At 72.2% G+C, this 24,451-nt stretch carries 30 protein-coding genes; 8 read left to right on the top strand and 22 right to left on the bottom strand.

Going from position 1 to position 24,451, the window contains the following annotated elements:
* Positions 1 to 56 precede the first annotated feature (56 nt).
* The 14 genes from AB0M35_RS18110 to AB0M35_RS18175 form a co-directional block, all read right to left on the bottom strand.
* Complete coding sequence (locus AB0M35_RS18110) at positions 57 to 866, bottom strand: hypothetical protein (protein WP_363746614.1); 810 nt, start codon at positions 864 to 866, stop codon at positions 57 to 59.
* Positions 853 to 1,917 (bottom strand): hypothetical protein, encoded by a 1,065-nt coding sequence (locus AB0M35_RS18115; protein ID WP_363746616.1) that lies wholly within the window; start codon positions 1,915 to 1,917, stop codon positions 853 to 855. Before AB0M35_RS18115 ends, AB0M35_RS18110 begins: the two co-directional genes overlap by 14 nt.
* Before the next feature lie 105 nt (positions 1,918 to 2,022).
* A complete protein-coding gene (locus AB0M35_RS18120; protein ID WP_363746618.1) occupies positions 2,023 to 2,544 on the bottom strand; it encodes a hypothetical protein in 522 nt (173 codons plus the stop codon).
* A gap of 272 nt (positions 2,545 to 2,816) precedes the next feature.
* On the bottom strand, positions 2,817 to 3,974 hold the full coding sequence (locus AB0M35_RS18125; protein WP_363746620.1) for a hypothetical protein: 1,158 nt from the start codon (positions 3,972 to 3,974) through the stop codon (positions 2,817 to 2,819).
* A 128-nt stretch (positions 3,975 to 4,102) separates the two neighbouring features.
* Positions 4,103 to 4,282, bottom strand: a complete 180-nt coding sequence (locus AB0M35_RS18130) for a hypothetical protein (RefSeq protein ID WP_363746622.1) — start codon at positions 4,280 to 4,282, stop codon at positions 4,103 to 4,105.
* Positions 4,275 to 4,493, bottom strand: a complete 219-nt coding sequence (locus AB0M35_RS18135; RefSeq protein WP_363746624.1) for a hypothetical protein — start codon at positions 4,491 to 4,493, stop codon at positions 4,275 to 4,277. Before AB0M35_RS18135 ends, AB0M35_RS18130 begins: the two co-directional genes overlap by 8 nt.
* Entirely contained in the window at positions 4,490 to 4,702 is a 213-nt protein-coding gene (locus AB0M35_RS18140; RefSeq protein WP_363746626.1) for a hypothetical protein, read from the bottom strand. Before AB0M35_RS18140 ends, AB0M35_RS18135 begins: the two co-directional genes overlap by 4 nt.
* Positions 4,695 to 5,018, bottom strand: a complete 324-nt coding sequence (locus tag AB0M35_RS18145) for a hypothetical protein (protein ID WP_363746628.1) — start codon at positions 5,016 to 5,018, stop codon at positions 4,695 to 4,697. The genes AB0M35_RS18140 and AB0M35_RS18145 overlap by 8 nt, the downstream gene beginning before the upstream one ends.
* Positions 5,019 to 5,176: 158 nt before the next feature.
* Positions 5,177 to 5,497 (bottom strand): hypothetical protein, encoded by a 321-nt coding sequence (locus AB0M35_RS18150; RefSeq protein ID WP_363746630.1) that lies wholly within the window; start codon positions 5,495 to 5,497, stop codon positions 5,177 to 5,179.
* The gene (locus tag AB0M35_RS18155; RefSeq protein ID WP_363746632.1) at positions 5,494 to 5,979 is read right to left on the bottom strand and encodes a hypothetical protein; all 486 of its coding nucleotides are present in this window, start codon (positions 5,977 to 5,979) and stop codon (positions 5,494 to 5,496) included. The genes AB0M35_RS18150 and AB0M35_RS18155 overlap by 4 nt, the downstream gene beginning before the upstream one ends.
* Positions 5,976 to 6,584 (bottom strand): GGDEF domain-containing protein, encoded by a 609-nt coding sequence (locus AB0M35_RS18160; RefSeq protein WP_363746633.1) that lies wholly within the window; start codon positions 6,582 to 6,584, stop codon positions 5,976 to 5,978. The genes AB0M35_RS18155 and AB0M35_RS18160 overlap by 4 nt, the downstream gene beginning before the upstream one ends.
* A complete protein-coding gene (locus AB0M35_RS18165; RefSeq protein WP_363746635.1) occupies positions 6,581 to 6,922 on the bottom strand; it encodes a hypothetical protein in 342 nt (113 codons plus the stop codon). Before AB0M35_RS18165 ends, AB0M35_RS18160 begins: the two co-directional genes overlap by 4 nt.
* Before the next feature lie 79 nt (positions 6,923 to 7,001).
* Entirely contained in the window at positions 7,002 to 7,292 is a 291-nt protein-coding gene (locus tag AB0M35_RS18170; protein ID WP_363746637.1) for a hypothetical protein, read from the bottom strand.
* Complete coding sequence (locus AB0M35_RS18175) at positions 7,292 to 7,549, bottom strand: helix-turn-helix transcriptional regulator (RefSeq protein WP_363746639.1); 258 nt, start codon at positions 7,547 to 7,549, stop codon at positions 7,292 to 7,294. The genes AB0M35_RS18170 and AB0M35_RS18175 overlap by 1 nt, the downstream gene beginning before the upstream one ends.
* A gap of 166 nt (positions 7,550 to 7,715) precedes the next feature.
* Here AB0M35_RS18175 and AB0M35_RS18180 point away from each other — a divergent pair, with 166 nt between their 5' ends.
* Positions 7,716 to 8,213 (top strand): helix-turn-helix domain-containing protein, encoded by a 498-nt coding sequence (locus AB0M35_RS18180; protein WP_363746641.1) that lies wholly within the window; start codon positions 7,716 to 7,718, stop codon positions 8,211 to 8,213.
* Between the two features lie 282 nt (positions 8,214 to 8,495).
* Positions 8,496 to 9,263 carry an enoyl-CoA hydratase/isomerase family protein gene (locus AB0M35_RS18185; protein WP_363746643.1) on the top strand — a complete coding sequence of 256 codons (768 nt, stop codon included), beginning with the start codon at positions 8,496 to 8,498 and terminating at the stop codon, positions 9,261 to 9,263.
* A gap of 72 nt (positions 9,264 to 9,335) precedes the next feature.
* On the opposite strand, the gene AB0M35_RS18190 is transcribed toward AB0M35_RS18185, so the two are convergent.
* The 3 genes from AB0M35_RS18190 to AB0M35_RS18200 all read right to left on the bottom strand — a co-directional run bounded on the left by AB0M35_RS18190 (position 9,336) and on the right by AB0M35_RS18200 (position 12,184).
* Positions 9,336 to 9,779, bottom strand: coding sequence for an HNH endonuclease (locus tag AB0M35_RS18190; protein ID WP_363746645.1), 444 nt, complete (start codon positions 9,777 to 9,779; stop codon positions 9,336 to 9,338).
* 282 nt (positions 9,780 to 10,061) lie between these two features.
* Complete coding sequence (locus AB0M35_RS18195; protein WP_363746647.1) at positions 10,062 to 11,588, bottom strand: FAD-dependent oxidoreductase; 1,527 nt, start codon at positions 11,586 to 11,588, stop codon at positions 10,062 to 10,064.
* 113 nt (positions 11,589 to 11,701) lie between these two features.
* Positions 11,702 to 12,184 carry an MSMEG_6728 family protein gene (locus tag AB0M35_RS18200; RefSeq protein ID WP_363746649.1) on the bottom strand — a complete coding sequence of 161 codons (483 nt, stop codon included), beginning with the start codon at positions 12,182 to 12,184 and terminating at the stop codon, positions 11,702 to 11,704.
* 94 nt (positions 12,185 to 12,278) lie between these two features.
* On the opposite strand from AB0M35_RS18200, the gene AB0M35_RS18205 reads away from it, so the two are divergent.
* Positions 12,279 to 14,081 (top strand): NAD-binding protein, encoded by a 1,803-nt coding sequence (locus AB0M35_RS18205; protein ID WP_363746651.1) that lies wholly within the window; start codon positions 12,279 to 12,281, stop codon positions 14,079 to 14,081.
* 123 nt (positions 14,082 to 14,204) lie between these two features.
* Here AB0M35_RS18205 and AB0M35_RS18210 read toward each other — a convergent pair whose 3' ends face one another.
* Together AB0M35_RS18210 and AB0M35_RS18215 are read right to left on the bottom strand one after the other, a co-directional pair.
* A complete protein-coding gene (locus AB0M35_RS18210) occupies positions 14,205 to 15,437 on the bottom strand; it encodes an APC family permease (protein ID WP_363746653.1) in 1,233 nt (410 codons plus the stop codon).
* 9 nt (positions 15,438 to 15,446) lie between these two features.
* Positions 15,447 to 16,214: a phosphatase PAP2 family protein gene (locus AB0M35_RS18215; RefSeq protein WP_363746655.1), complete on the bottom strand. Its 768-nt coding sequence runs from the start codon at positions 16,212 to 16,214 to the stop codon at positions 15,447 to 15,449.
* 113 nt (positions 16,215 to 16,327) lie between these two features.
* Between AB0M35_RS18215 and AB0M35_RS18220 the strand changes: the two genes are divergently transcribed.
* Positions 16,328 to 17,539 (top strand): DUF4032 domain-containing protein, encoded by a 1,212-nt coding sequence (locus AB0M35_RS18220; protein ID WP_363746657.1) that lies wholly within the window; start codon positions 16,328 to 16,330, stop codon positions 17,537 to 17,539.
* A 7-nt stretch (positions 17,540 to 17,546) separates the two neighbouring features.
* Here the strand turns inward: AB0M35_RS18220 and nagA are convergent, their stop codons facing one another.
* From nagA to AB0M35_RS18235, 3 genes are read right to left on the bottom strand one after another with little or no spacing between them, the layout of a single operon-like run.
* Positions 17,547 to 18,656, bottom strand: coding sequence for an N-acetylglucosamine-6-phosphate deacetylase (nagA, locus tag AB0M35_RS18225; RefSeq protein WP_363746659.1), 1,110 nt, complete (start codon positions 18,654 to 18,656; stop codon positions 17,547 to 17,549).
* Positions 18,653 to 19,666 (bottom strand): ROK family protein, encoded by a 1,014-nt coding sequence (locus AB0M35_RS18230; protein ID WP_363746661.1) that lies wholly within the window; start codon positions 19,664 to 19,666, stop codon positions 18,653 to 18,655. The genes nagA and AB0M35_RS18230 overlap by 4 nt, the downstream gene beginning before the upstream one ends.
* On the bottom strand, positions 19,663 to 20,592 hold the full coding sequence (locus AB0M35_RS18235; protein WP_363746662.1) for a sugar isomerase: 930 nt from the start codon (positions 20,590 to 20,592) through the stop codon (positions 19,663 to 19,665). The genes AB0M35_RS18230 and AB0M35_RS18235 overlap by 4 nt, the downstream gene beginning before the upstream one ends.
* 190 nt (positions 20,593 to 20,782) lie before the next feature.
* Between AB0M35_RS18235 and AB0M35_RS18240 the strand changes: the two genes are divergently transcribed.
* The 4 genes from AB0M35_RS18240 (at position 20,783) to AB0M35_RS18255 (ending at position 24,380) form a co-directional block, all read left to right on the top strand.
* Positions 20,783 to 21,568, top strand: a complete 786-nt coding sequence (locus AB0M35_RS18240) for a DeoR/GlpR family DNA-binding transcription regulator (protein ID WP_363746664.1) — start codon at positions 20,783 to 20,785, stop codon at positions 21,566 to 21,568.
* A gap of 154 nt (positions 21,569 to 21,722) precedes the next feature.
* Entirely contained in the window at positions 21,723 to 22,733 is a 1,011-nt protein-coding gene (locus tag AB0M35_RS18245) for an ATP-binding cassette domain-containing protein (RefSeq protein ID WP_363746666.1), read from the top strand.
* A complete protein-coding gene (locus AB0M35_RS18250) occupies positions 22,730 to 23,743 on the top strand; it encodes an ABC transporter permease subunit (protein WP_363746668.1) in 1,014 nt (337 codons plus the stop codon). Before AB0M35_RS18245 ends, AB0M35_RS18250 begins: the two co-directional genes overlap by 4 nt.
* A gap of 250 nt (positions 23,744 to 23,993) precedes the next feature.
* On the top strand, positions 23,994 to 24,380 hold the full coding sequence (locus AB0M35_RS18255) for a DUF3263 domain-containing protein (RefSeq protein ID WP_363746670.1): 387 nt from the start codon (positions 23,994 to 23,996) through the stop codon (positions 24,378 to 24,380).
* The last annotated feature ends 71 nt before the right edge of the window (positions 24,381 to 24,451 follow it).

The following is a 24,451-nucleotide window of genomic DNA, read 5'->3' on the forward strand; positions in this document are numbered from 1 at the left end:
GATCCCGGGTGACTGGCAGGGTAGATCGCGGTGCAGGGCAGACTCCTGCACCGCGATCATGCACCGGATTCGGACATTCCTGCAAACCCGCCGGGCCGGTTCTGCCCGTTCGGATGATCTAGCCAGGCTCCACCGTGGCCGGAGTGCCCAGACCGGATCCGCTCGGTCGTGACGGCCCGGGCGTCGGTCTGAGCGGCGATCCACTCGGCGAGGACCGTGATGCTGCCGTCGACGTCGTCCCAGACCGACAGGCACTCGACGCAGAACGCCGATTTGCGGGCCAGGTTGACGCGCAGTGTGCCGGGCTGGCCGCAGGTCAGGATCGGGCAGGTGGCGCGTGGCCGGTAGGCATCGCTGGTCCAGCCGATCAGGGCCTGGGCCTGGGCTCGCCAGTGGCGCAGCGATCGGCACAGCGCGGCGGCCTGGTCGTCGTCGACGATCCGCGGTTCGCCTGCGGCGCCGGCCAGCTGGCGGATGTTGCCCTGGGTGGTGTCGCGCACCGGCAGGGCAAGGTCCCCACACCACCGTGCCGCCTCGGCGGCGATCGCGGCGCCGCGGCCGATTGCCTCCCAGTGGCCCGGTGGCTTGGACTGCGGCACGGGCCGGGCGCCCGGATTGTCGATCGACGACGTGATGCCATGCACCGCCACCTCGGCGAGCTGCGCCAGGAGCCCGTCGTACGTCTCGGTGTGCACACCGACGAGCTTGATCCGGCCGCCCCGGGTCTTGGTGTAGACGGTCTCGGTCGCGCGGTAGGAGTCCGCGAGCTGGGCAGCGTACGCGCGGATGTCGGCGACGAGCAGCAGCCTGCGGCGGGACGGCGTCACGGCGCGGCGGGCGGCGGTGTGCGGGTCAGGGTGCGCCATGGTGATCCTCCAGAGGAGGGGCGGGAGTAGCCGGGACTGCGCCCGGGGGCCAGATGTACGGGTCGGCGGGGGCGGGGGCCCGGGACCGTCGGTGGTAGATGTCCGGGGTGTCGGGGGGCCGGCTCGGCTGGGTCGGACCGGGCCGATCAGCGCGATGCCCGCCCCGACCCGTCCCGGGCCCCTTACCGGATGACGCGACCTGCTGTTCCTGCTGGTGATCGCCGTTGTCGGGGTACACGTCTGCCCCGGTGGTGTCGATCTGATCGGCGTGGGGATCGGCTGGTTGATCAGTGGTCGGTTCAGCGCTCGGATCACCGTCATGTCGGTGGTTCGTCGGTGGTTCGTCGGTGATCTGGCGGTGATCGGAGGGGTCCTGCAGCAGCAGCCCTCGGGCCGTCCAGGCGGCCCGCTCGTCGGCCGTGGGGGGCGGCAGGAGCGCCATGTCGGCCTCGTAGGGGGTGCGGTGGCCCTTGTGCTCGTTGCAGCGGCCGCAGACGGTGACGAGGTTGGCTCCGTCGGCGCCGGCGGGTTGGTCCGGGTCGACGTGGTCGTAGGCCAGGACCTTGCGGCGGTCGCGGGCCCGGCCGGCCTTTGGGGACAGCGGTCCGGAGCGGCAGTAGCGGCAGCAGCCGCCGTCGCGGTCGTAGACCATCGCCTTGAGCCGCGGGTCGCGCAGGTCGGCGCGCTGGGCCCGGTTGCGCAGGTACTCGGCCTTGCTGGGGTTGCGGCGGAGAAAGGCGTGAATTCTGTACGAGTAGCCCTCGATCCAGGGTGTGTCACCGAGGCAGGCGCACTCGTCTCCGGGCCGGTGCAGCCGGGGGGCCTGGTCGAGGACCGAGGTGCAGAGTAGGTCGAGGATCTGGCGGCGGCCTCGGCAGTACCGCAGCGCGGTGCCCTCGGTGAGGTAGCCGTCGGTCAGCTGGTGGCTGGCGGCGGACTTGAGGCGGGTGTAGGCGGCCTGCAGCGCGTCGACGCGGTCGCCGCGGCCGCCGGCGAGGACGTCCCAGACCGGGTCGTCCGCGTAGGTGTCGCTTTCCAACCAGTAGGGCATCAGCGACTCCACTTAGAGATCAACATCTATGGTTCCCCCGATACGAGGTGGCGCGGCCGCCCCGGTCGGGGTGGCCGCGCCCTGTTGCGCTGGTCTGAGCAGGGGCTACACGCCGAGCCACCGCCTCCACCACGGCCGCTGCTGCTCGGCCAGGACCTCGGCTTGCCGGCCCAGACAGGCCGTGCACAGCGGACCGCCCGTCGGGGTGATGCCGGCCGCCCGCTGCTCCTCGTCCGTGGCCCAGACACAGCCGTCCTGGCAGGCGAGCAGGTCGTGGCAACCGCACGATCGGCAGACCAGGGCGACAACCGGTTCGTCGACCAGCTCGGTGACGGCGGCGCGCAGCACGGCCACCTCCTCGGCGAGCCGGGCCCGTTCGGTGTTGGCGAGGTCGAGCTGGTGGCGGTAGCGCTCGGCGCGTGCGTCTGCCTCGGTGACCACCCTGTTCAGCTTGTCGACGCGCGCCCATGCGCGGCCAAGCGAGGTCTGGAGCACCGTGCACAGCGCGGTGGCCCGGTCGCGCTCGACGGTGACCTTGTCGAGGGCCTGGCCGTAGCGGATGACCTCGGCTGCGTTGTCGTCCAGCTCGGTCGCGGTGGTGGCCGGGTCGGCGGTAGGGGTGGTCATGGGTTTCCTCCAGTGGCGGGTCGGCAGGCGGGGCAGCGGAATCCAGGTAGGCCCCAGACGGGCCGGTAGCAGCCGGCACAGGCCACGTACTCGTAGCCGGCGGGTGGTGACGGTTCGGTGTGCTCGGTCTCGGGCGGTGCCTCGCCGGCGAGTGCGGCGTCGACGAGGGCGCGGCCGCGGCGGGCCCGTTCGGTGGCTTCCTGCGGGGTGCGGGCCTGTCGGGCGGCCAGGTCGGGCCTCCCAGGCGGGCCGGCCGCGCCGACGCGGCCCGGTCACCGGGTCACCTCGGCTGCGGCGGCCGCGAGCGCGGTGGCGGAGTCGGGGCGCTCGCGGCCGCCGGTGCGGAAGCGGACAGAGGCTGCGGCCGCTGCCGCCCGGGCGGCAGCGATCTCGGCGGTACGGCCGGCGCTGGGCGCGGCGAGCAGCTGGGCGTCGCGGCCGTCGTCGACGCCCCTCGCGCGGGGACTCGGCACCCACCCGGGACGGACGGCTGACGCGGTGGTGCCGGTGGGCAGGAGGCCGAGCTGGTGGACGGCGCGCTGCCAGTGCGGACAGGAGTCGTGCAGCAGTCGGCGCGGTGTCGTCGTCTTCGCGTCGGCGGCCGCCAGGCGGAACGCTCGGGCGACGACCTCCGGCTGGCGTTCGGTGATGGCCTCGTCGGCCAGGACCTCGCGCAGTACGCGCGGCGACCAGTCCGGCCGCGCGGCGGTCAGCTCGGCGGCGAGATCGCCGTCAGGCGTCGAGGCGGGGTGTTTCGTCTCGTTCGGATCCTCCTCCTTCTCCTCCTTGCTGGCGGCAGAGGAGGGAGAGGGAGGAGAAGGAGGTTCAACATCATCAGGTTCAACATCATTAGGTTCCCGCCCCGAATTGGGGGTGACAGGTTCCCCCCGATCCGGGTGAACCGGTTCCCCCCGATCGGGGGTGACAGGCTCGTCGGCCTGTTCCCCCGATTCGGGGGCGACAGCGCTGACCTGCTCTTTCTTCTCCTTGGCCCGGGTGCGACGGGCGTCGCGCTTGGCCTTCTCGTCGGCCCGCTTGAGCGCCAGCAGCGCACGGTGCTCGTCGTACCAGGCCTTGAGGGTGACCTTGCCGGTGTAGCCCTCGGGCGGGAGCTGGTGGACGGTGTAGGTGTTGCGGCGGTGCAGCCCGCCCCGGTCGATGTCGACGGCGCCGACCGCCACCAGCTCGTCGAGGTACCCCTTGACCTTGTCGCCGCGCGAGAGGCCCATCAGCACGGCCAGCGTGAGCGTGGACGTAGTCACCTCGTCGTCACCGCGCTGCCGGTTGACGTGCATTCGCAGGACGACGTACAGGGCGAGGGCTCCCGGGCTGACCCCGGACAGCGCCACCCAGTCGTGAACGTCGGTCCACTGCGGGGACTCGCGGCCGCGCTTGAGTTCGACATCGCCGGCCTTCCTGGTGGTCGTCATGCCCGCGCTCCCGTCTGTCGGGAGGCCGGGGTACGGTGGAGGTTCATCACGCTTGGCCTTTCGAGGTTGAGCAGGCCGGCGCGGTACCTCTGACCAGGTGCCGCGCCGTTTCTTGTGCGGGTGCGGGGTCACGCAGCCCGTGGTCGGGGATGCAGGGCCTCCAGCAGCACCTCGCGGTGCCGCTGCGGGCTGTTGTCCGGGCTGCCGGGCGGCGGTAGCGGCGGCGGAGCGGTTCGCTCGGCGGCGGCCGCCGAGGGGTCGCCGTACCGCTCGGTGAGCAGGGCCTGAGCGAGACGCGCGTTAGACATGGGTCACCTCCAGCTGATCGAGCAAGGTCGGCCCGTCCTGAACGTCGACGGGGAAAGTTGCGGCGGCCGCCGCAGTGGCGAGGCGGCGGGCGGCGGCGCGACGCTTGCGCCAGCAACCGGCACCGACGCGGCGGGCCCGGGAGATCGGCGTGACGCACGGGGTGTCGCAGTCCAGGCAGAGGACCAGCGGTTGATCGGATCGGCCGGTCATCGGGGTCCCTCGCTGGTGGGGATCTGGGTGCGGATGTACTGGCGGTATCGGCCCATGTCGGCACCAGCAAGGACGTGCGGGTCGCCGACCTCGACGAGCCGGCCGGCGGTGCCGAGTTGGGCGCGCAGTGCGGTGATTTCCTCGTAGGTGCCGACTGCCCAGACCTCCAGGCCGAGGGTGGTGTGAGCGCGTGGTTTGGGGCTAGGCACGGCGGCCGCCGAACGGCCAGCCGGTCGGCGGCTCGGTGTTGAGGGCGGCGTAGCCGGCTCGGGTGAGCCGGTAGCGCGGCGGGGCGGCGTACCCGAGTTGGGCGAGCGCGGCGATCGTGATGCCGAGCAACCGGGCCCGGTCGTCGGCCGGCAGCGCTGCGATGGCGTCCGTCGCCTGCTGCCCGGGGCAGACTCCACGGTGGGGGCATGCCTCGGCCTCGGCGTGTTCGGCGGCTGCTGCGGCGAGCACGGCCAGGGCAGCGCGGTCCTGGTCGAGCCGGGCCACGGTCGCTGGGTCAGGCGTTAGGTCGTCCACGACCTATTCCTCCCTTTCGCCGAGGATCCGGGCCTCCAGCTCGCGGGCCGCCTCCTCGATGGCGGACTCCGGGCGTACAGCGGCCGCCAGCCGGCGCGCCGTCCTGCTGCACGTAGGGGTGCGGCAGGACGGCGGGCCGGCCGGGGCGGCGGACCGTCTTAGACACGGGCCGAGACGGTCAGGCCGAGCAGCGGGGCCAGGCGCTCGACGACGAGTCGGGCCTGGTCCATCGGCAGCGGGGTGAGCGGGCCGCCGGCGACCTGGACGGCCAGGTATGCGTCGCGGTCGGCGTCGTCGACGGCGCGGTGGCCGGGGAGCTGCAGCTGGGCGGTAACCGAGATGGCGTCGCCCATCGGCAGGACCAGGACCAGGCGCTCCGGGTTGCCGCGGTGTACGCCGCCGGCGGCCGGGAGCGTGGGCACCTCGGCGTCGCAGAGGGCCGGCTCACACCAGTCGGGGTGATCGGCAGTAGTCGTCATCGGTGGGCCTCCTCGGCGGGTACGCGGGGCAGGATGGCGGTGTCGCCGATGGCCGGAGCGGCCGGCGACACCGGGGCGACGGGAGCGGGCGGGAGCCACGTCTCGTCGTGCGGGGCCAACTCGCCGAGCAGGGTCAGCGGGCCGAACGTGTCGATCGCCAGGTCGCGGGTGTAGTGCATGCCGTCGACGACGGACACCAGCAGCGTCTCGCCGGCGTCGGCGGCGTCGCGCCGCTCCTGAACGGCGTGCAGCAGGGTGCCGCCGGCGCCGCGCCACGTCTGCCCGGGGTGCAGCGTGGGCAGGTGCGGGTGGATCTCGACCACCGGCCGGAAGCGCTCGTCGACCAGGGGCAGGGTCACGATGTCGCCCGGGTGGTCCGGCAGGGTGACCCGCATCTGCAGGTCGCCGTGGGCGACGATCATGGCCTCGGGGATCACCAGGCGGACGGTCGTGCCGGGCGGGGTGCGGTCGTAGGTGCTCATCGGTGTGCCTCTCGCTGGTCACGGAGCCGGACGCGCGGCCGCGGGCGGATGGGCTGGTCGTCGAGGTCCGGGTCGTGGGTGAGCAGCGAGCCGGGCGCGGCCTTCTTGGCTCGGTACATCGCGGCGTCGGCCTGCCGCAGCGTGGCGGCCAGGTCGCCGATGACGACCCGGGTCACGCCGACCGTGGCGTAGATGCAGATGACCTCGCCGCCGGGCAACTGCACCGGCCAGTAGCGGGGCGGTCCGCCCGGCAGCCGGCCCGCCACCACGAACTCGTCGCCACCCAGCCGTGCCGCGATCGGGTAGTCACGCAGGCTGGCGGCTACAGCGGTGAGGAGCGTGTCGCCGGCGGCGTGCCCGAACTCGTCGTTGACCTGCTTGAAACCGTCCAGGTCGAGAAGAGCCAGCTCCCAGCTGCTCTGGGCGAATCCGAATGCGTCGTCGATCCCGGCTCGGTTGAGCAGGCCGGTGAGCGGGTCACGGCGGGCCTGCTGCTCCGCCTCCTGCAACAGCGCCATCAGCTGCCGGTTCTGCTGCCGCAGTGAGGCCAGCTGGGCCCGCAGCGTCGCGACATCCGTTCGCCGCACCAGCCGCGCCGCGGTCACCGCGCGCTCCCGGCGGCCATGCACCAGATGTGCAGCTTCCAGCCGTGCCACTCGGTGCCTGCGTCGCCGTTGCCCACCCAGTGCGAGCCCTTGCCACCCGGGCCGCGAAGCGCCTCGATGTCAAGGTCGTGTTGGACCACCTCGACGCCGAGCATGTCGGCCCACGCCCCGACCGCCGCAACGGCGCCGTCGTCGAACCGCAGGTTGGCGTAGCCGGCAGCCGGGTCGATCTCGATCACCATCGGTGCCGGAAGGGCTTCGGCGACCAGGCGGGCGATCACCCGCAGGAGGTGAGCCCGGTCCGCCGGGGTCTGGGTCTTCGGTACGCTCTGTGTCATCTGGGTCTCCTGATCTATGGCGGGTCAAGATCCGGTTCTCGTGAGCCCTCGACCGTGTCCGCGGTCGGGGGCTCGCTCGTTACGCCGCGCGCTTTCGGGCGGCTCGGGCCTTCGCGCTGGCCAGCGAGGCCTTGCGCATATGGGCCCGCTGGAGCCGGTCCACTGCGGCCGCAAGTTCGTCGGGCGACAGGACCCCTTCCGGGTCGGCCTGCTGCTCCAGGCTCCGGCGGCGCCCCTCGTTGGCGGGCCGCAGTGCGGCCGCTCGGTCCTCGCTGGTCGTCCGCGCCCAGCGGTGCAGGACGCCGATTGAGCCGGCGAGGCTCCGTTGTGACGGGGACAGGGCGGCGAAGCCCTGGCTCTCGCGGCCCATCAGTGGGTCTCAGCCGGGGTGCGGTCGGCGCGGAAGGCGTCGTGGCTCTCGGGCTGGAGGACTCGGACCAGCGCCGCGTGCACGGACACGCTGGCCCTCGGCGAGTGCCCGAGTTCGAGCTTGGTCAGGTACGCGCGGGACACCTGGATGCGCGAGGCGAGGTCGGCGACCTCGATGCCGCGGGCCATGCGGACTCGGCGGATCTCGGGCCCGTTGATGGGGACCGCCGTAGTCGGTCGTCTACGGGTCGTCGTCATGTGCAGCAGTGTAGGCACGCCTAGGAACATCTAGCAACAGGAACATAGAGGAACGGCAAGTTGCATACAGCCAACTGCTGTCACCTGTTGATTCACATCCGTGACTTAAAACAACCTTCAGGCCAGGGGGCTAGGTGTTCCCTGCTGTTCCTGTCATGCTGTTGCCGTGTCCGGTAAAGATGGCGATCCGGTAGGCGAGTCGGCCCGCCGCCGCGAGGCGGGAGCTGCTGTACGCCGAGCGAGGCGTGCCGCAAACCTGACGATCGATGCGGCCGCCGAGGCTGCGGGAATGAGTCCTGTGACCTGGCGGAGCGTCGAGGTGGGCGGGCGCGTCAAGCCGTGGAGTTTGGAGAAGGTCGACCGGCAGATGGGCTGGGCGCCCGGATCCCTGGAGCGCTACATCCTCGGCGACGATGCCGCGCTGACCGAAACCGGCACTGCCTCGCAGCGCCCAGGCACAGCAGACGACGTCGACCTGGTGCTCAGCCTCGACCTTCCGGACACAACCAAGGTGATCCTGATTCGGGCCGTCCGGTCGGGAGGGAACCCTCTCGACGCGATCCTGCAGATGGACCTTCCGGACGCCGACAAGGTCACCGCGGTACGCGCGCTCCGGGAGCTAGACGCCCGCCGCCCGCCGGCACCACAGGCTCGCAGCGCATAGTCAGCGACCACCCGCTTATCGACTTTGTGCACACGGGATTAGCGCTCAACCCCCCGAACCGTACGATGCTCAGGCGCTCCCTGCTTGTAAGCGGGATGTCGCCGGTTCGATCCCGGCCGGGGGCTCCATCCGTACCACGCGCACGGCACACCGAGCTGACACCTCGGTGGCCGGCCGCGCCGGTCGCTCCCTGACGGGCGTCCCAGCGGCCCCGCTATCGTCGCCGTACCTGGGGAAACGCCCTGCGGCAGGACCGAGACGGGGCCAGAGGGGCGGTGGGCAGTGGCGGACGCGGAACTGGCCGTCGAGGTGTCGGGTGCGGTGGCCACGGTGGTCATCCGCAATCCGGGCCGGCGAAACGCCATGACGCTGGCCATGTGGCGGCAACTGCCCGTGCTGCTGGACCACCTGGAGGCGGATCCGGCGGTACGCGCGCTGGTGCTCACCGGCGCGGACGGTACGTTCTGCGCCGGTGCCGACCTCGCTGACCTGAACGAGCAACTGTCCACCGGCGACGCCAGCATCGCTGTCGCCGCCGAGGAGCGACTCGCCGCCTTCGCCAAGCCCACCGTGGCCGCCGTCCGGGGAGCCTGCGTCGGCGGTGGCTGTCAACTCGCGGTCGCCTGTGACCTGCGGATCGCCGCCGACGATGCGAGGTTCGGCGTACCGCCAGCCCGGCTCGGCCTGGTCTACCCGGCGCCCACCACCCGCCGATTGGCGCGGCTGGTCGGCCCGGCGGCGGCCAAGCACCTGCTGTTCACCAGCGAACTGATCGACGCCGAGCGGGCGCTGCGGATCGGCCTGGTCGACGAGGTGCTGCCCGGAGACGACCTGGCCGCCCGGATCGACCGGCTCACCGCCACGATCGTGGAGCGCTCGCAACTCAGCGTGGTAGCCGCGAAGGAGATCGTCGACGGGTGGGCGGACGATATCCGGGTGGGCTGGTGGTACGGGCAGGTGCGGGTCAGCGGCGAGGCCCGCGAGGGCATCACCGCCTTCCACGAGCGACGACCGCCCCGCTTCGCCTGGACCCCGCCCTCCGGCCGCTGACCCCGTCCGGGGGGCCGGCGGGTGCCGCGCCGAGTCTTCGACGCCGCCCCCCGTTCCCGCCGGCCCGGTCCGTCACCGTCCGGCCAGCGCCGCCCAGCTCGGCACGACCGGTACGCGCCGCAGCGGCATGCCCGCCTCGGCCGGCGTACGGTCGCCCTTGCGCTGGTTGCAGGCGTAGCAGGCGGCCGTCGTGTTCTTCCAGGTGTTCCGGCCACCGCGCGAGCGGGGCAGGATGTGGTCGATGGTGCTCGCCGGGCCGTCGCAGTACGCGCAGCACCGGCCGTCGCGGCTCAGCACCCCGGCGCGGGACCAGGCCGGGCCGGATGTGAACCGCCAGCGGGTCACCACGTACCGGAGCAGTCGGACCACCCGGGGCACCGGGAAGACGCCGATGACCTGATCCGGCACGGCCTCGTGGATCTCGGCGACCCGGCGGCAGAGCATCCGGATCGCGTGCTGGACGGTGACCCGGTGCAGCGGGCCGAGGTCGGCGTTGACAACGAGGACGGCGTACACCGGCTTCTCCCTCCGAACGGTGACGGGCGTGCGGGGCGGACAGCGACGAGCCGCCCGGTCCCAGAGGCGGGTGGGCGGCTCGACGGGTACGGGTACCGCGTCAGCCGGGCCGGCCACCTCGGGGACGTTCCACTCGGCAACCGCCGCCGAGCAGCCACGACGGCACGGCGGTGCAGTGCGGCATCGACATGGCGTACTCCAGAAGCGGCGGTTGACCTTGCGCGATCACGGTAGGTGTGGCCCGAGTGCGGCGGCAACGCATTTCGATGCGGCCGGGTGGGGTCAGCGCCGGGCGAGCAGGCCCCGCGGGCGGACCGACCACAGCGGTTCGGTGGCCGCCCCCGCCGCCCGCAGAATGTGGTTGGCCGCGAGGATGCCGGTCGCCGAGGCCCGTTCCATCAGGGCGCTGGGAAAGTCGGTGTGGATGCCGTCGCCGGCCAGGTAGAGCCCGGCCGCGTCGGTGCGTACCCCGGGCCGGCGGGCATGACTGCCCGGCGCGAAGGCGGGCGCCTTCGCCTCCACCCGGGCATGCAGCTCCCGCACCCTCAGCCGACCCACCTCCGGCCAGAGGGTGATCAGCTCGGCCCGCATCCGTTCGGCCAGCTCCGTCGCGGGCACGTCCGGTTCGCAGGCGTACGCGTGCAGTTCGAGCACCGAGCCGCCGGTCGCCTCGGCCCAGCGCCGGCTGCCGTGCTCCAGCCGGTGGTACAGCGTCACCGAATCCAGGGTGCTCTGCCGGGTGACGCCGCTGAAGATCGCCCGATCAGCGGCGACGTCCCCGTCGCACCAGTAGCGTGCCACCGCGTACGGCGGACCGGGCCTGCCGTACGCGGGCATCGTCGCCACCAGTTGCGGCGCGGCGTCGGCCAACCCGGGGGAGGCCGCGACCAGCGCGGCGAGCGCGGGCGGGTCGACGGCGAGCACGACATGCCCGGCCTGGTACGCCCGCTCGGCGGTCGTCACCCGCCACCCGGTGTCCTCCCGGTGCAGCCCGGTCGCCGCGACGCCGGTCACCACCTGGCCGCCGTGGCGCTCGACGTGTCGGGTCAGTGGCTCCCAGATCGTCGCGGCGTAGTCGTCCTCGGGGCAGTCGAAGGCCAGCCCCTCCGGGTTGCCGAGCAGGTAGAAGTGGAACTGGGCGATCATCTCGGCGGCCGACATCTGCGCCTCGTGGTTGAAGAACGAGTGCGAGAAGACCTCGAACAGCATCGCGCGAGCGCGGTCCGGCAGGCGCAACGAGGTGAGCAGCTCGTTGGCGGTGTGCTCGTCGAACTCGGCGTAGGTGCGTACCGGGTGATAGGCCAGCAACGGCAGCGCGGCGTCCCGGTCCATCCCGCGCAGGTCCCGCAGCCGCAGGCTGGGACTACGGGCCAACAGGGTGAGCAGGTTCGCCGGTGGGGCGGGTGGCAGCCGGCCGAACTCCTCGGTCGGCCATCGTGCACTGAGCACCGGATAGCTCGGTACGGGCCGCAGGAACCGCAACGCCGGGTCGATCCGACGCAGGATGTTGCGCCAGTTGTAGTACTGCCGGAAGAACGCGTGGAAGCCATGCTCGTTGACCTGGCGACTGCCGTCGGCCAGCGTCTGTGGCCAGGCACCCAGCCGACCGCCCAGCGTCGACGCGGCCTCCAGCACGGTCACCTCGACGCCCCGCTCGGCGAGCACGACCGCAGCCGACATGCCGGCGATCCCACCGCCGACGACGAGCGCGGTCACCGGCTGCGGTACCGGGTTCGCACCACCGCCGCCCGGCTCCACCTCGTGCGGGCGTACGCCGATAAGCCGACCCACCATCTGCGACAGTGCCACCCCGCCACCCCCTGGTCCCCCACAGTCTGCCCGACGCGTAGGGAACAGTCGGGGGTGTTAACAAGGGGCCCCTATACCTCGTCAGGCGTTAACAAGGGGCCCTTCCTTCGGTTTCAGGGCAGGCAGCGACGGGGACGGTCGGACGCCGGCCAGACATATTCGAGGTCGGCCGGGATGTCGTCGCCGAAGATCGGGCGATAGTGGTCGGGGTCCTTGCGGATCAGCGACGAACGGTGGCTCAGGTGCAGATCCGTACGGCCCAGCCAGGGCGGCAGTTCCCCGGCCACCGCCAACTCCTGCTGTGCGCGGATCTGCTCGATGCCGCAGGCGGCGGCCAGGTCGGCGGCCAACGTGGCGGCGCAGGTGTCGGCCCGGCCGGCGGCGCACCAGACCGTGCAGACGTCCAGCCCGTAGCGGGTCAGGGCCTCCTCGTACCCGGCCCACATCTTCACCGCCGGGTGGTTGCGCCAGCCGTAGTCGGGCCTGGTCAGCCCGCGCAGCACCTGGATCGCCTCGACCCGCTGCTTGCCCAGCCGCCGCTGGTCCAGCGCCCGGGCAGTGGCCAGGAAGTCCGGATACGGCAGGAACGTCTGCATACCCGCTGGCCTACCCGCCACGGCCCGGCCCATGCCGACCAGTCAACCAGCATGATCAACGCGGGGCTGCGCGGATTGCGACCGGCTTACTACCATGCCGGGCATGGCGGAGCCGCTGCTCGATCGGGCCCTGCGGGCCAGCCGCCGGTTGCGGGTCAACGGGGAGGCCCGAGCCCACTATGTGATCTGTGGTCAGGATCCCCTCGTCTACTGGGTGGTCCGCGCGTTGCGGGGCAGCGAGCCGCAGGCCGGGCGGTTGCGCATCACCCTGATCGTGCCGACCCGGCAGCGCTCACCCGCACCGGACGGCCGTGACCTGCCCGGCGTCGAGGTGATCCGGGCCGACCGGCTGGACGAGCACACCTTCCGCCGGGCCAACCTGGCCGGGGCGGCCGGGCTGGCCCTGCTGCACCAGGACGACGTGGGCAACATGCACGCCGCGCTCTGCGCACAGGAGGTCGAACCCGGGTTACGCCTGGTGGTGCGGATGTTCAACACCGGCCTGGCCAACGGCGTACGGCAGATCTTCCCCGACTCGGCGGTGCTCTCGGACGCCTCGATAGCCGCCCCGGCCTTCGTGGCCGCCGCGCTCGGCGAGGTCGCGCCCACCCACTTCCGGCACGGCGGGCGCACCCTGTACCTGGCCCGCCGGGAGGACGTCCGCGCCAACGAGGTCGTCTGCGGGGTGGCCGACACCCGTGATCCACAGCAGGAACTGGTGTTGCCCGCCGACGACCGGGTCGCCGACGTGGTGCTCGCCGAGGCCGCCGGCCGGCCGGTCGGCACCGAGTTGGCCGCCCGCCGGCTGGCTCGGGCGCGCCGACGCCGCCGACCGGTGACCATGGTGCTCCGAGCGATCCGCAGCTTCGCCACCCGCAAGATCGGCATCACGGTCATCCTGTTGCTCGCGGTGGTGGGACTGCTCGGCGGGTTGTACGCCAACGCGGCGCACGTCAGCCTGGCTGACGCGTTCTACCTGACCCTGGTCACCACGCTCACCGGGCAGGACCCGGACACCGCCAAGGGCGCTGCCGAGCAGGTCGTGCAGGTGATCCTCAACCTCGCCGGGCTGGCCCTGATCCCGTTGATCACGGCGGTGGTCGTCGACGGCGTGGTCAACGCCCGGCTGGCCCTGCACACCGGGCGGATCCTGCCCGAGCGGTCCGGGCACGTCGTGGTGGTGGGCCTGGGCAACATCGGCACCCGGGTGATGGCCCAGCTCAACGACTTCGGCGTCGAGGTGGTGGCGATCGACAAGAACCGGGACGCGCGCGGCGCCGGGCTGGCCCGCCGGCTGGGCGTACCGCTGGTGGTGGGGGACGCGGCCGAGGAGGAGACACTGCGTGCCGCCTCGGTGGCCACCTGCCAGGCGCTGGTGGTGGTCTCCACCGACGACGGGGCCAACCTGCGGGCCGCGCTCAACGGCCGGACCATCAACGACCAACTCAGCGTGGTGCTGCGGCTGTTCGACGGTGACTTCGCCGAACGGGTCCAGCGCGCCTTCGGTATCGGCACCTCGCGCAGCGTCTCCTACCTGGCCGCCCCGTCGTTCGCTGCTGCGCTGCTGGACCGGGCGGTGATCGCCACCATCCCGGTCGGCCGGCACGCCCTGCTGGTCACCGAGGTTGCGGTGGCCGCCGGTTCGGCCCTCGACGGCCGTCCGCTCGCCGCCGTCGGCAAGACCGGCAGCGTACGGCTGCTCGCGCACGCCCGGCCCGGCCAGCGCTACGACTGGTCACCGGATCACCGGCTGGTGATCGTGGCCGGGGACCGGCTGACCGTGGTGGCCCGGCGCGCCGGGCTGAACGCCCTCCTGCGCGAGGCCGCCCCACCCGAGGAGATCACGCCACCGGCCGGGACACCGCCGCTGCCGAGAGAGCCCGACGAGTCAGCGTGACGACCGACGTCTCCGCAAGATCGTGCTCGATCAGGGATCGAGTGGCTTTGTATCCACAACGAGACCACTCGATCCCGGATCGAGCGTGATCACGGTCACGGATGGTCTGCGGGCCGGGCTGATTCAGGGGCGGGCGGGGCGCAGGGCGTACCAGGCGGCGCCGAGGGTGAGGACACCGAAGCCGGCGAGCACGGTCGGCAGCGGCAGGTTGACTGCGAGCAGGATGCAGCCGACCAGCCCCGCACCGGCGAGGGTCTGCACCGGCAACCTGCGGGTCGGTTCCCGGCCCAGGGTCAACGCCGCCGCGTTGGTGATCGCGTAGTAGACGAGCACGGTGACGCTGGAGAAGCCGATCGCGCTCCGCACGTCGGCCAGCGCCACCACCAGGATCACCACGGCGGCGACGGCCAACTCGGCGCGGTGCGGCACCCGGTGCACGGGGTGCACGGCGGCCAGCGTGGCGGGCAGGTCACCGCGGCGGGCCATCGCCAGGGTGGTGCGGCCCACCCCGGCCACCAGGGACAGCAGCACCCCGGTCACCGCGACGGTAGCTCCGGCGCGGACCACCCAGGCCAGGTCGGGCAGCCCGGCGGCGGTCACCACGTCGGCCAGCGGTGCGGCGGAGGCGGCGAGCCGCGCCGGGCCGAGCACGCCGAGCGCGATCACGGCCAGCACCAGGTAGATGACCAGCACCAGACCGAGCGCGAGCGGCACCGCGCGGGGGATGGTGCGTTCGGGTTCGCGTACCTCCTCGCCGAGAGTGGCGATGCGGGCGTACCCGGCGAAGGCGAAGAAGAGCAGGCCGGCGGCGGTGAGGATGCCCCGGGCGGAGCCGCCGGGCGCGTCGATCCGGTCGACCGAGACGCCGGTCGCGCCGGCCACCGCGACCAGGGCCAGCACCGCCAGCACGACCAGCACCAGGATGCGGGTGGCGGTGGCGGTCTTGGCGATGCCGCGCAGGTTCACGCCGGTCACCGCGAGGACGGCAGCGACGGCGACGAGTCGGGCCTGCCCCGGCCAGAGGTACGCGCCGATGGTCAGCGCCATCGCCGCGCAGCTGGCCGTCTTGCCGACCACGAAACCCCAGCCGGCGACGAAGCCGGCGAGCGGGCCGAGCCGTTCCCGGCCGTACACGTAGGTGCCGCCGGACTCGGGGTAGCGGGCCGCGAGCCGCGCCGAGCTTGTCGCGTTGCAGAAGGCGATGAAGCCGGCCAGGGCCAGCGCCACCAGGAGGCCGACGCCACCGGCCGCTGCCGTAGCCGGTGCGAAGACCACGAAGACGCCCGCGCCGAGCATCGACCCCAGACCGATGACCACGGCATCGGGTACGCCCAACCGGCGCGCCAGCTGATCCACGGCCGCAGCCTAGACAGGCTTGATGAACGACCGGTCCCAACGCCGAAACCGGGCCGGCAGCGGCAGCTCGTCCCAGGGCACCCGGTGCAGGATCCGGTCCAGCAGCAGCCCCAGCAGCAGCCCGGCCACCGAGTCGCTCAGCCAGTGCCAGCCCAGGTAGGTGGTGGTGCACAGCACCACGGTCGGCGGGACGATCCGGACCGCGAGCACCACCCGACGCGGCAGGGTCCGGCCGAGATTCGCCAGCAGGGGCGCGAGCAGCAGCGCGATGACGCCGTACCAGACGATCGCGTTGGCCACGTGCCCCGACGGGTACGACTGGGCGAACCGGACCGGCAAATCGTCCTGGAACAGCGGGAGGGTCTGCTCGGGTGGCAGGAACGGTTCCTTGACGCTGGCGCTCGGCGCCGGCCGGGCGGTCCACACCTTCAACGGGCCGATGGTCAGATAGGTCAGCACGAAGGCGGCGACCGGGACGAGCAGCGGGCGCACCGAGCGCAACCGGATCGCCAGCAGCACCGCAAGACCGGCCGCGATCAGGGTCAGCGGGGTCCCCTGACCGAGGTAGTTGAGGATGACCGCGATCCACCAGGCGGCGGTCGGGCGGTGCGCGTCGGCCCAGTCGGCGACCGCCCGGTCGATCCCGAAGAACCAGCCGGCGGCGAGCGCGCCGGTCAGCGCCACGAACCCGATGAGCAGCAGTGCGTCGAACCACCAGCCGGCCGGACGGACCGGCGCCAAGCGCGCCTTTGCGCGTACCGTCGGGGTTTCTCGCACCCGATCACGCTACCGGCCCGGCGCGGTGGCCGGGTTCAGGCGGTGCGGGCGGCGACTGTGGGCCCAGCCACGCGGGGAAGCGTTCCGGCGGCGAAGCCGTCAGACTTGACGTCGTGCGGATCACTTCGGCCCTCGTGGACCCGGCGCTGCTCGACCTGCCCTGGTCGACACCGCTGGAACAGTGGCCGGCCGAACATCTGGTCGCGTTGCCGCAGGGCATCTCCCGGCACGTGGTGCGCTTCGTACGCCTCGGCGGGTACGTCTACGCGGTCAAGGAGACCGGCGAGCGGGTGGCCGAGCGGGAGTACGACCTGCTGCGTGCCCTGGAGCGGATCGACTTCCCGTCGGTGCAGGCGGTGGCGATCGTCGCCGACCGGGAGTCCGACTCCGGTGAGCCACTCGACCCGGTGCTGATCACCCGCCACCTCCAGTTCTCCCTGCCGTACCGGGCGCTGTTCTCGCACACCCTGCGACCGGAGACCATGGGCCGGCTGCTGGACGCGCTGGCCGCGCTGCTGGTCCGGATGCACCTCACCGGCTTCTTCTGGGGCGACTGCTCACTGTCGAACACGCTGTTCCGCCGGGATGCGGGCGCCTTCGCCGCGTACCTGGTCGACGCCGAGACCGGGGCGCTGCGCAACGGGCTCTCCAACGGTCAACGTGGTGAGGACCTGGAGATCGCCCGGGTGAACATCTTCGGCGAGGCCCTCGACCTGCAGGCAGCCGGCCTGCTGCACGATTCGATCGACCCGGAGGTGGTCTGCGAGGAGGTCGTGCAGCGCTACGAGCGGCTGTGGCACGAGATCACCTACGAGCAGCAGGTCGAGCGGGAGGCCCGACACGACATCGAGGGGCGCATCCGGCGACTCAACGAGATGGGCTTCGACGTGGCCGAGGTGGCCATGTCGACGATCGGCAACGGGCGTTACCTGATCCGGCCGAAGGTGGTCGATGCCGGCTACCACCACCGGCGACTGCTCCGGCTCACCGGCCTGGACGCCGAGGAGAACCAGGCCCGCAAGCTGCTCAACGACCTCGACGCGTACCGCGCGGAGAGCGACCTGACCGACGAGCAGCAGGCCGCCCACCGCTGGCTGACCGAGGTGTTCGAGCCGGTGGTCCGGGCGGTTCCCGCACACCTACGGCGCAAGTTGGAGCCGCAGGAGTTGTTCGCCCAGATCATCGAGCACAAGTGGCTGCTCTCCGAGCAGGCCGGCCGGGACGTCGGGATGCGCCACGCGGTGCAGTCGTTCCTGACCGATGAACTGGTCCACCGCCCCGACGAGCAGGCGGTCCTCGGCGTGGAGATCCCGGCGCCGCGCTGATGCGGGGTCACTCCACCCAGGCACCGCCACGCATCACCCGGACGACCTTCAGGTCCTCGTCGAGCACCACCAGGTCGGCGCGCAGACCGGGCTGGAGCGCGCCGACCTCGTCGCCGAGGCCGATGGCGAGCGCCGGGGTGGTGGAGACCATGCGTACCGCGTCGGGCACCGGGATACCGGCGGCCACCGCGTGCCGCAGGGCCGCGTCCATGGTGAGGGTGCTGCCGGCGATCGCGCCGTCGCCGGCCAGCCGGGCCACCCCGTCGGTGACGGTCACCGCCTGGCCACCGAGTTCGTACTCGCCGTCGGGCATACCGGCGGCGGCCATCGCGTCGGTGATCAGCGCGCAGCGTTCCGGCCCGGCGGTCGAGGTGGCGAAGGTGAGGGTCCCTTCATGCAGGTGCACACCGTCGGCGACCAGCTCACAGATGACGTTCGGCGCGCTCAGCAGCGCCACGACCGGCCCCGGCTCCCGGTGGTGCACCGGACGCATGCCGTTGAACACGTGCGTGCCGACGCTCGCGCCCGCCGCGATGGCGGCGCGGGTCTGCTCGTACGTCGCGTCGGTGTGGCCGACCGCAGCCACCACGCCGTGCCCGGTGAGCAGTTCGATGGCCGCCAGTGCCCCGGCCCGCTCCGGCGCGATGGTGACCATCCGCACCGCCCCGTCGCCCAGCTTGACCAACTCGGTCAGCTCGTCGATGGACGGGTCGCGGAGGAACTCCGGGTTCTGCGCGCCGCAGCGGGCGGCGGACAGGTACGGCCCCTCGAAGTGGATGCCGGCCAGCACCCCCTGGCGGACCAGCGGTGCGAAGGCCGTGGTGGCCGAGTGCATCAGCTCGAAAGGCGCGCTGACCAGGCTGGCCAGCAGGCTGGTCGTGCCGTGGCCCAGGTGGAACGCGGCGGCGGCGCGGGCGGAGTCCACGTCGCCGGTGGTGAAGGTGTGGCCGCCCCCGCCGTGGGTGTGGATGTCCACGAAGCCCGGGACGATCCAGTGCCCGTCGCGCACCGACGGGTACTCGGCGACCGCGCTGATCCGGTCGCCTCGGACCTCGACGCAGCCCTGTCGGATCACCCCGTTCGGGGTCACCACCTTGCCGTTCACCCGTACGGTCATGAGTTCTCCAACTGGTCGAGGGCGAGCAGGGCGGCACCGAGGCAACCGGCCTCGTCGCCGAGAGCGGCCGGGACGAGTCGTGGTTCCCGGTGAAAGGTCAGGCGATCGCGCAGCGCGGTACGCAGCGGATCGAACAACCCGGCACCGGCCTGGGCGAGGCCGCCGCCCAGCACGATCGTCTCCACGTCGAACAGCGCCTGTCCGGTCGCGAGGCCATCGGCCAGCGCTTCGACGACCTCCCGCCAGACCCGGGTGGCCAACTCCTCACCTGCCGCCGCCCGGGCGGCCACCGCAGCGGCGGTGACCATGGTCGGTCCTGGCGTCGGCCCGGTGCCGGACCCGTCGTCCGATGTGGTGCCGGTGACCTCGGCCGTTGCGGTCCCGGCCGGCTCGGTGGCAGCGAGTTCGGTGTAGCGGCGGGCGACGGCCGAGGCGGAGGCGATCGCCTCCAGGCAGCCCGACCGGCCGCAGCCACAGGGCGGGCCGCCCGGGCGGACCAGGATGTGGCCGAGTTCCCCGGCGGCGCCGTGCGCGCCGGTGGCCGCCGCTCCGGAGACCACGTGGGCGGCGGCGATGCCGGTGCCGATCGCCACGAACAGCACGTGCCCGGCGTCGCGGCCGGCGCCGAGACGCGCCTCGGCGAGACCGCCGGCGCGTACGTCGTGGCCGAGCGCCGTGGGCAGGCCGAGCCGGTCGGCCGCCAGTTCCCGCAGCGGTACGTCCCGGAAACCGACGTTCGCCGACCAGACGGCGACGCCCCGGGTCTCGTCGACGATGCCCGGCACCACGATGCCGAGCGCGGTCGGGGTGAGTTGCGCCGCTCGCGCCTTGCCGGCCAGTCCGTCGGCCACGGTCAGGATCGTGTCGACCACGGCCTCGGCCCCGCGTCCGGCCTCGGTGGGGTGCCGTTCGGCGTGCACGACGACGCCGTCCGGACGGATCAGCGCGCACTTCATCCCGGTGCCGCCCACGTCCAGCGCGACGACGACATTGCCGTCGCGCACGCTCACGCGAGCACCACGGACCGGCTCAGGTGCCGGGGCGCGTCGGGGTCGAGCCCGCGACTTGTCGCCAGTGCGACGGCGAAGCGCTGCGCCAGGATCAGGTCGGCCATCGGGTCCACCGGGTTGCGTCCGGCGGCCCAGCGGCCCAGCACGGTACGGACCCCGTGGGTGCGGCTGTGCGCGAAGGCTGCACCGGTGGCGGCGACGTCCTCGGGCAGCCCGTCGGGCAGTTCACCGAACGCCCAGACCAGCCGGCCGGGGGCGGCTACCGAGATCGGTCCGTGCCGGTAGTCCATCGCCGGGTACGCCTCGGCCCAGAAGGTGGCCGCCTCACGGCACTTCAGCGCCGCTTCCTGGGCCAGCCCGATCGTCCAACCACGGCCCAGGAAGGTGACCTGCTCGATCAGGCTGGGGTCGATCGGCAGCGGGGCGCGGACGGCGACCTCCGCGTCGGCGACCAGGGCGTCGATGTTGTCGCCGAGTTGCGCACGCAGCAGCGCCAGTGCGGTGGTGGCGAAGCGGGTCTGCACCACCGACCGTTCGTCGGCGAACGGCAGGGTGACGGCGGTGTCGGCGAGGGTCATCGCCGGAGAGGTGGGGTCACCGACCAGCACGGTGGTCGGGATCCGCCCGCGCAGCGTGGCGAGCAGGTCGAGCACCTCCGTGGTGGTGCCGGAGCGGGTGATCGCCAGCAGCCGGTCGTAGCGGCGGCCGGTCGGGAACTCGCTGGCCTGGAAGGCGTCCGTCTCGCCGTGGCCGGTGGCCTCGCGGCGGGCCGCGTACGCCATCGCCATGAACCACGACGTGCCGCAGCCGACGACGGCGACCCGTTCCCCGCTGTGGGGTAGCCGATCGAGGACCGTGGGGGCGAGGTCGGCTGCCTGGCGCCAGCAGTCCGGCTGGCTTGCGATCTCCGCGTTGACGTACGCCATGAGAACTCCTCGCAGCGGGCTGCGCAATACGGCTCGTTTGACCCGTCTTTCGCGCGTTATTCTGCGCGAAACTCGATGGAAATAGCAACCGCAGGATTGATCGAGCAACTTGAGGTTTTGCCTCATCGTAGTTTCGAGCACTAGTGTGCACGCAACCAATCACCGTTCGTGCAGACACGGAGGTCCCGGGGTGGACCGTTACGCGAGATGGAACGCCCTGCTCGAAATGCTGACCGACTCCGGTCGGGTCACCGTCGAGGAGGCCGCTGACCGCCTGGACGTCTCCCAGGCGACCATCCGGCGGGACTTCGATCAGCTCGCCCAGCAGCAGATGATCACCCGTACTCGGGGTGGCGCGGTCGCCAACGGGGTCTCCTACGACCTGCCGCTGCGCTACAAGACGGCCAAGCACTCCGCCGAGAAGCAGCGCATAGGCGCCGCCGCCGCAGCGCTGGTCGCGCCGGGCACGGTGGTCGGTCTCAACGGTGGCACCACCAGCACCGAGGTGGCCCGGGCGCTGGCCGTCCGGCCGGACCTCAACACCAGTGCGGAGGGTGCCCAACTGACCGTGGTCACCAACGCCCTCAACATTGCCAACGAGTTGCTGGTCCGTTCCCGGATGAAGGTCGTGGTCGCCGGCGGGGTGGTGCGACCCAAGTCGTTCGAGCTGGTGGGGCCGCTGGGTGGGGCGCTGCTGCGTGAGGTGACGCTGGACGTGGCACTGCTCGGCGTGGACGCCATCGACCCGCAGCTCGGTGCCGCCGCCCATCACGAGGGTGAGGCGGCGATGAACAACCTGATGGTCGCCCGGGCCAAGCGAGTGGTGATCATCGCCGATTCGTCCAAGTTGGGCGGTCACGCCTTCGCCCGGATCTGCCCGGTCGACCGGGTCGAGACGCTGGTCACCGACTCGGGCGCCACGCCCGAGGTGGTCGACGCCTTCCGCGCCGCCGGCGTCCACGTCATCTGCGCCTGAGGTGTAAGGAAGGGCCCCCGGTTAACGCCTCCGGTAGAGCACGGGCCCCCTTTTAACAGGGCTTCGGCGTGGCGCTGCATACCGGGTATTGCCTTCGGCTGCATACCGCGTATGGTGTCGTCGTCGCCCAACTACCAGACGGGGGAGGTGCAGCTTGCCAGCTGTCCTGGAAATCGAAGGTCTACGAAAGACGTACCGGAGTCGACGACGCGGCACCCGCAACGCCCTGGACGGCTTCGACATGCGGGTCGAGGCGGGCCAGGTGCACGGCTTCCTCGGCCCCAACGGGTCGGGGAAGACCACCACGCTGCGTACGCTGCTTGGTCTCATCCGGTCCGACGGTGGCCGGATGTCGATCCTCGGCCAAGAGGTGCCGGCGGCGCTGCCCCAGATCGCCCGTCAGGTCGGTGCGATCGTGGAGAGCCCGCAGTTCTTCCCGCACTTCAGCGCCCGCGACACGCTCTCCCTGCTGGCCAGTGCCGGCGAGGTGCCGGCGCAGCGGGTCGACGAGGTGTTGGAACTGGTCGGCCTGCGCGACCGGGCCGGCGAGCGGGTCAAGACATACTCGCTCGGCATGAAGCAGCGCCTCGCCGTCGCCTCGGCCCTGCTGAAGAACCCGAAGCTGCTGATCCTGGACGAGCCGGCCAACGGCCTCGACCCGGGCGGCATCCGGGAGATGCGTACGCTGGTGCGCAACCTCGCCGAGTCGGGGATGACCGTGGTGCTCTCCAGCCACATCCTCGGTGAGATCCAGCTGATCTGCGACTCGGTCACCATCATCTCGCTGGGCCGTCGGGTCGCCTTCGGCCCGGTCGACGAGGTGCTGGCGCAGCACTCCTCGGGCGGGGTCCGGGTCCGGCTGGAAGCCGTCACCGACCTGCCGGTCGCCGCCAACGCGCTGCACGGCAACGGTTACCGGGTGACCGCGAACCCGGACCATTTGATGGTCGCCGGGGTGGACAAGCCGGCCACGATCACCCGGCTCCTGGCCGAACAGGGCCTCTACGTCAGCGAACTCGCCCCGGTCACGGTCGACCTGGAGAGCGTCTTCCTCGAACTGACCAACACCGCGCCGGTACCCGGCCAGCACCGGCAGGTCGACCAGTCCGTACGAGTCGATGGGGCGGCACCGTCCGCGCCCACCGGGGGAGGTTGGGGCGCGTGAGTCTCTTCCGTACCGAACTGCGCCGGCTGACCAAGCGGCGCTTCACCCGCTGGATGACCGCGGGTGGCCTGCTGATCCTGGCCCTCGTGGTGGTGGGTCTGCTCGTCACCAACGAGAAGATCGGCACCGAACAGTGGGCCGAGGCCAGGCGAGCCGCCGACAGCAGCCATGCCGAGCAGGTGCGGTGGGCCGAGCAGGAGCGCGTCAACTGCGAGCGGGCCAAGGCGGCGGGCGAGGACGTCGATTATTACCCGGCCGACTGCGCGGCGATCGCCCCACCGGCACGGGAGGACATCCAGGACGAGTGGTACCTCCCGTCGACCTTCGTCTTCAAGGCCAACGTCCCGGACATGCTCGTCACTCTCGCGGGCATCCTGGCCATGGTCGGCTTCGTGGTGGGTGCCTCCTTCATCGGTGCCGAGTGGAACACCGGCGGGATGATGAACCTGCTGCTGTGGCGACCGAAGCGGCTGAGCGTCCTGTTGACGAAGCTGGGAGCGTTGCTCACCGGGATGCTCGCCGTGGCGCTGTCCGCCTCCGTGGCGTGGTTCGGCATTCTCTGGCTGATCGCCAGCTGGCGCGGGACAACGGACGGGATGACCTCCGGTGTCTGGCAGTCGTTCCTGCTCACCGGGCTGCGCGGAGTCGTGTTGGTGCTGGTCGCGGCAACCGTGGGCTTCGCCCTGGCCTCGCTCGGCCGGCACACCGCGATGGCACTGGGCGGGGCGGTCGCGGTCATGGTGGTCGGCCAGGCCGGGCTCGCCATCCTGCTGGACCTGGCCCAGGTCCGGTTCGGCGAGGCATGGCTGTTGCCCACGTACGTGTACGCCTGGATGACCAAGACGCTGACGCTTGAGGACTGGCGGTCCTGCAACGCCTCCTACACCGGTGAGTGCAACCCGGCCACCCTGGACATCACCTGGCAGCACTCGTCGATCCTGTTCACGGTCGCGGTGGCACTGTTCCTCGGCGCGGCGCTCTGGACGCTGCGTCGGCGGGACATCACCTGACGGACATCACCTGAGGGGACCCGTGGGCGCGATCTCTCCCCGGATCGCGCCCACGGGCGGTGCCGCTTCCCGCCGACCGCCGGCGTCGGTGCCGCCGTCCGCCCCGCCAGCGCCGCCGTCCGTCGGCGCGGGCCGGTACGGCGAGTGGCTGCCGTTGGCGCCGCGCTCCTGGTGCGTCGGCTGTGACCTGTGGTTAGGCTGGGAAACCCGGTTGGCGTCGCCCGTGCCGGCCGCCCCCGTGAGGAGCCCCATGCCGCCCGCCGACGCCACCCCGACAGCGCAGAGCCCCGACGCCCGGGTGCCGACCAGCGCCGGCCCGGATCCCGTGGCGGTGCCGCCGCCGCGATCGGCGCCCGAAGACGAGTCCGCGCCGACCGCCCCCGATGCAGTCGCAGCCGAGCCGGCCGGTGCCCTTACGGAGCGTGAGCGGGAGATTCTCGCGTTCGAGCGGCAGTGGTGGCGGCACGCCGGTGCCAAGGAGCAGGCGATCCGGGATCGCTTCGGGCTCTCCGCCACCCGCTACTACCAGTTGCTGAACGCGCTGCTGGACAATCCGGCGGCCCTTGCCGCCGACCCGGTGCTGGTCGGTCGGCTACGGCGACTACGCGCTTCCCGGGCCCGCAACCGCCGCCGCTGAACCCACCGATTGCGGAGCCGAGCCGGGGGCATGTCGGGGCGCCGGGCGGGTAGCCGGGGCGCGGAGGTGGC

The organism is Micromonospora sp. NPDC051196 (assembly GCF_040682415.1).
GTDB lineage: Bacteria > Actinomycetota > Actinomycetes > Mycobacteriales > Micromonosporaceae > Micromonospora.

Excerpts from the sequence above, each read along its gene's own strand:
- AB0M35_RS18135 (WP_363746624.1), bottom strand. The coding sequence starts at position 4,493 with ATGACCGGCCGATCCGATCAACCGCTGGTCCTCTGCCTGGACTGCGAC.
- AB0M35_RS18170 (WP_363746637.1), bottom strand. The coding sequence starts at position 7,292 with ATGGGCCGCGAGAGCCAGGGCTTCGCCGCCCTGTCCCCGTCACAACGG.
- AB0M35_RS18205 (WP_363746651.1), top strand. The coding sequence starts at position 12,279 with ATGCCGGGCATGGCGGAGCCGCTGCTCGATCGGGCCCTGCGGGCCAGC.
- AB0M35_RS18165 (WP_363746635.1), bottom strand. The coding sequence starts at position 6,922 with ATGACACAGAGCGTACCGAAGACCCAGACCCCGGCGGACCGGGCTCAC.
- nagA (WP_363746659.1), bottom strand. The coding sequence starts at position 18,656 with ATGACCGTACGGGTGAACGGCAAGGTGGTGACCCCGAACGGGGTGATC.
- AB0M35_RS18255 (WP_363746670.1), top strand. The coding sequence starts at position 23,994 with ATGCCGCCCGCCGACGCCACCCCGACAGCGCAGAGCCCCGACGCCCGG.
- AB0M35_RS18235 (WP_363746662.1), bottom strand. The coding sequence starts at position 20,592 with ATGGCGTACGTCAACGCGGAGATCGCAAGCCAGCCGGACTGCTGGCGC.
- AB0M35_RS18150 (WP_363746630.1), bottom strand. The coding sequence starts at position 5,497 with ATGACGACTACTGCCGATCACCCCGACTGGTGTGAGCCGGCCCTCTGC.
- AB0M35_RS18115 (WP_363746616.1), bottom strand. The coding sequence starts at position 1,917 with ATGCCCTACTGGTTGGAAAGCGACACCTACGCGGACGACCCGGTCTGG.
- AB0M35_RS18130 (WP_363746622.1), bottom strand. The coding sequence starts at position 4,282 with ATGTCTAACGCGCGTCTCGCTCAGGCCCTGCTCACCGAGCGGTACGGC.
- AB0M35_RS18155 (WP_363746632.1), bottom strand. The coding sequence starts at position 5,979 with ATGAGCACCTACGACCGCACCCCGCCCGGCACGACCGTCCGCCTGGTG.
- AB0M35_RS18120 (WP_363746618.1), bottom strand. The coding sequence starts at position 2,544 with ATGACCACCCCTACCGCCGACCCGGCCACCACCGCGACCGAGCTGGAC.
- AB0M35_RS18200 (WP_363746649.1), bottom strand. The coding sequence starts at position 12,184 with ATGCAGACGTTCCTGCCGTATCCGGACTTCCTGGCCACTGCCCGGGCG.
- AB0M35_RS18110 (WP_363746614.1), bottom strand. The coding sequence starts at position 866 with ATGGCGCACCCTGACCCGCACACCGCCGCCCGCCGCGCCGTGACGCCG.
- AB0M35_RS18175 (WP_363746639.1), bottom strand. The coding sequence starts at position 7,549 with ATGACGACGACCCGTAGACGACCGACTACGGCGGTCCCCATCAACGGG.
- AB0M35_RS18125 (WP_363746620.1), bottom strand. The coding sequence starts at position 3,974 with ATGACGACCACCAGGAAGGCCGGCGATGTCGAACTCAAGCGCGGCCGC.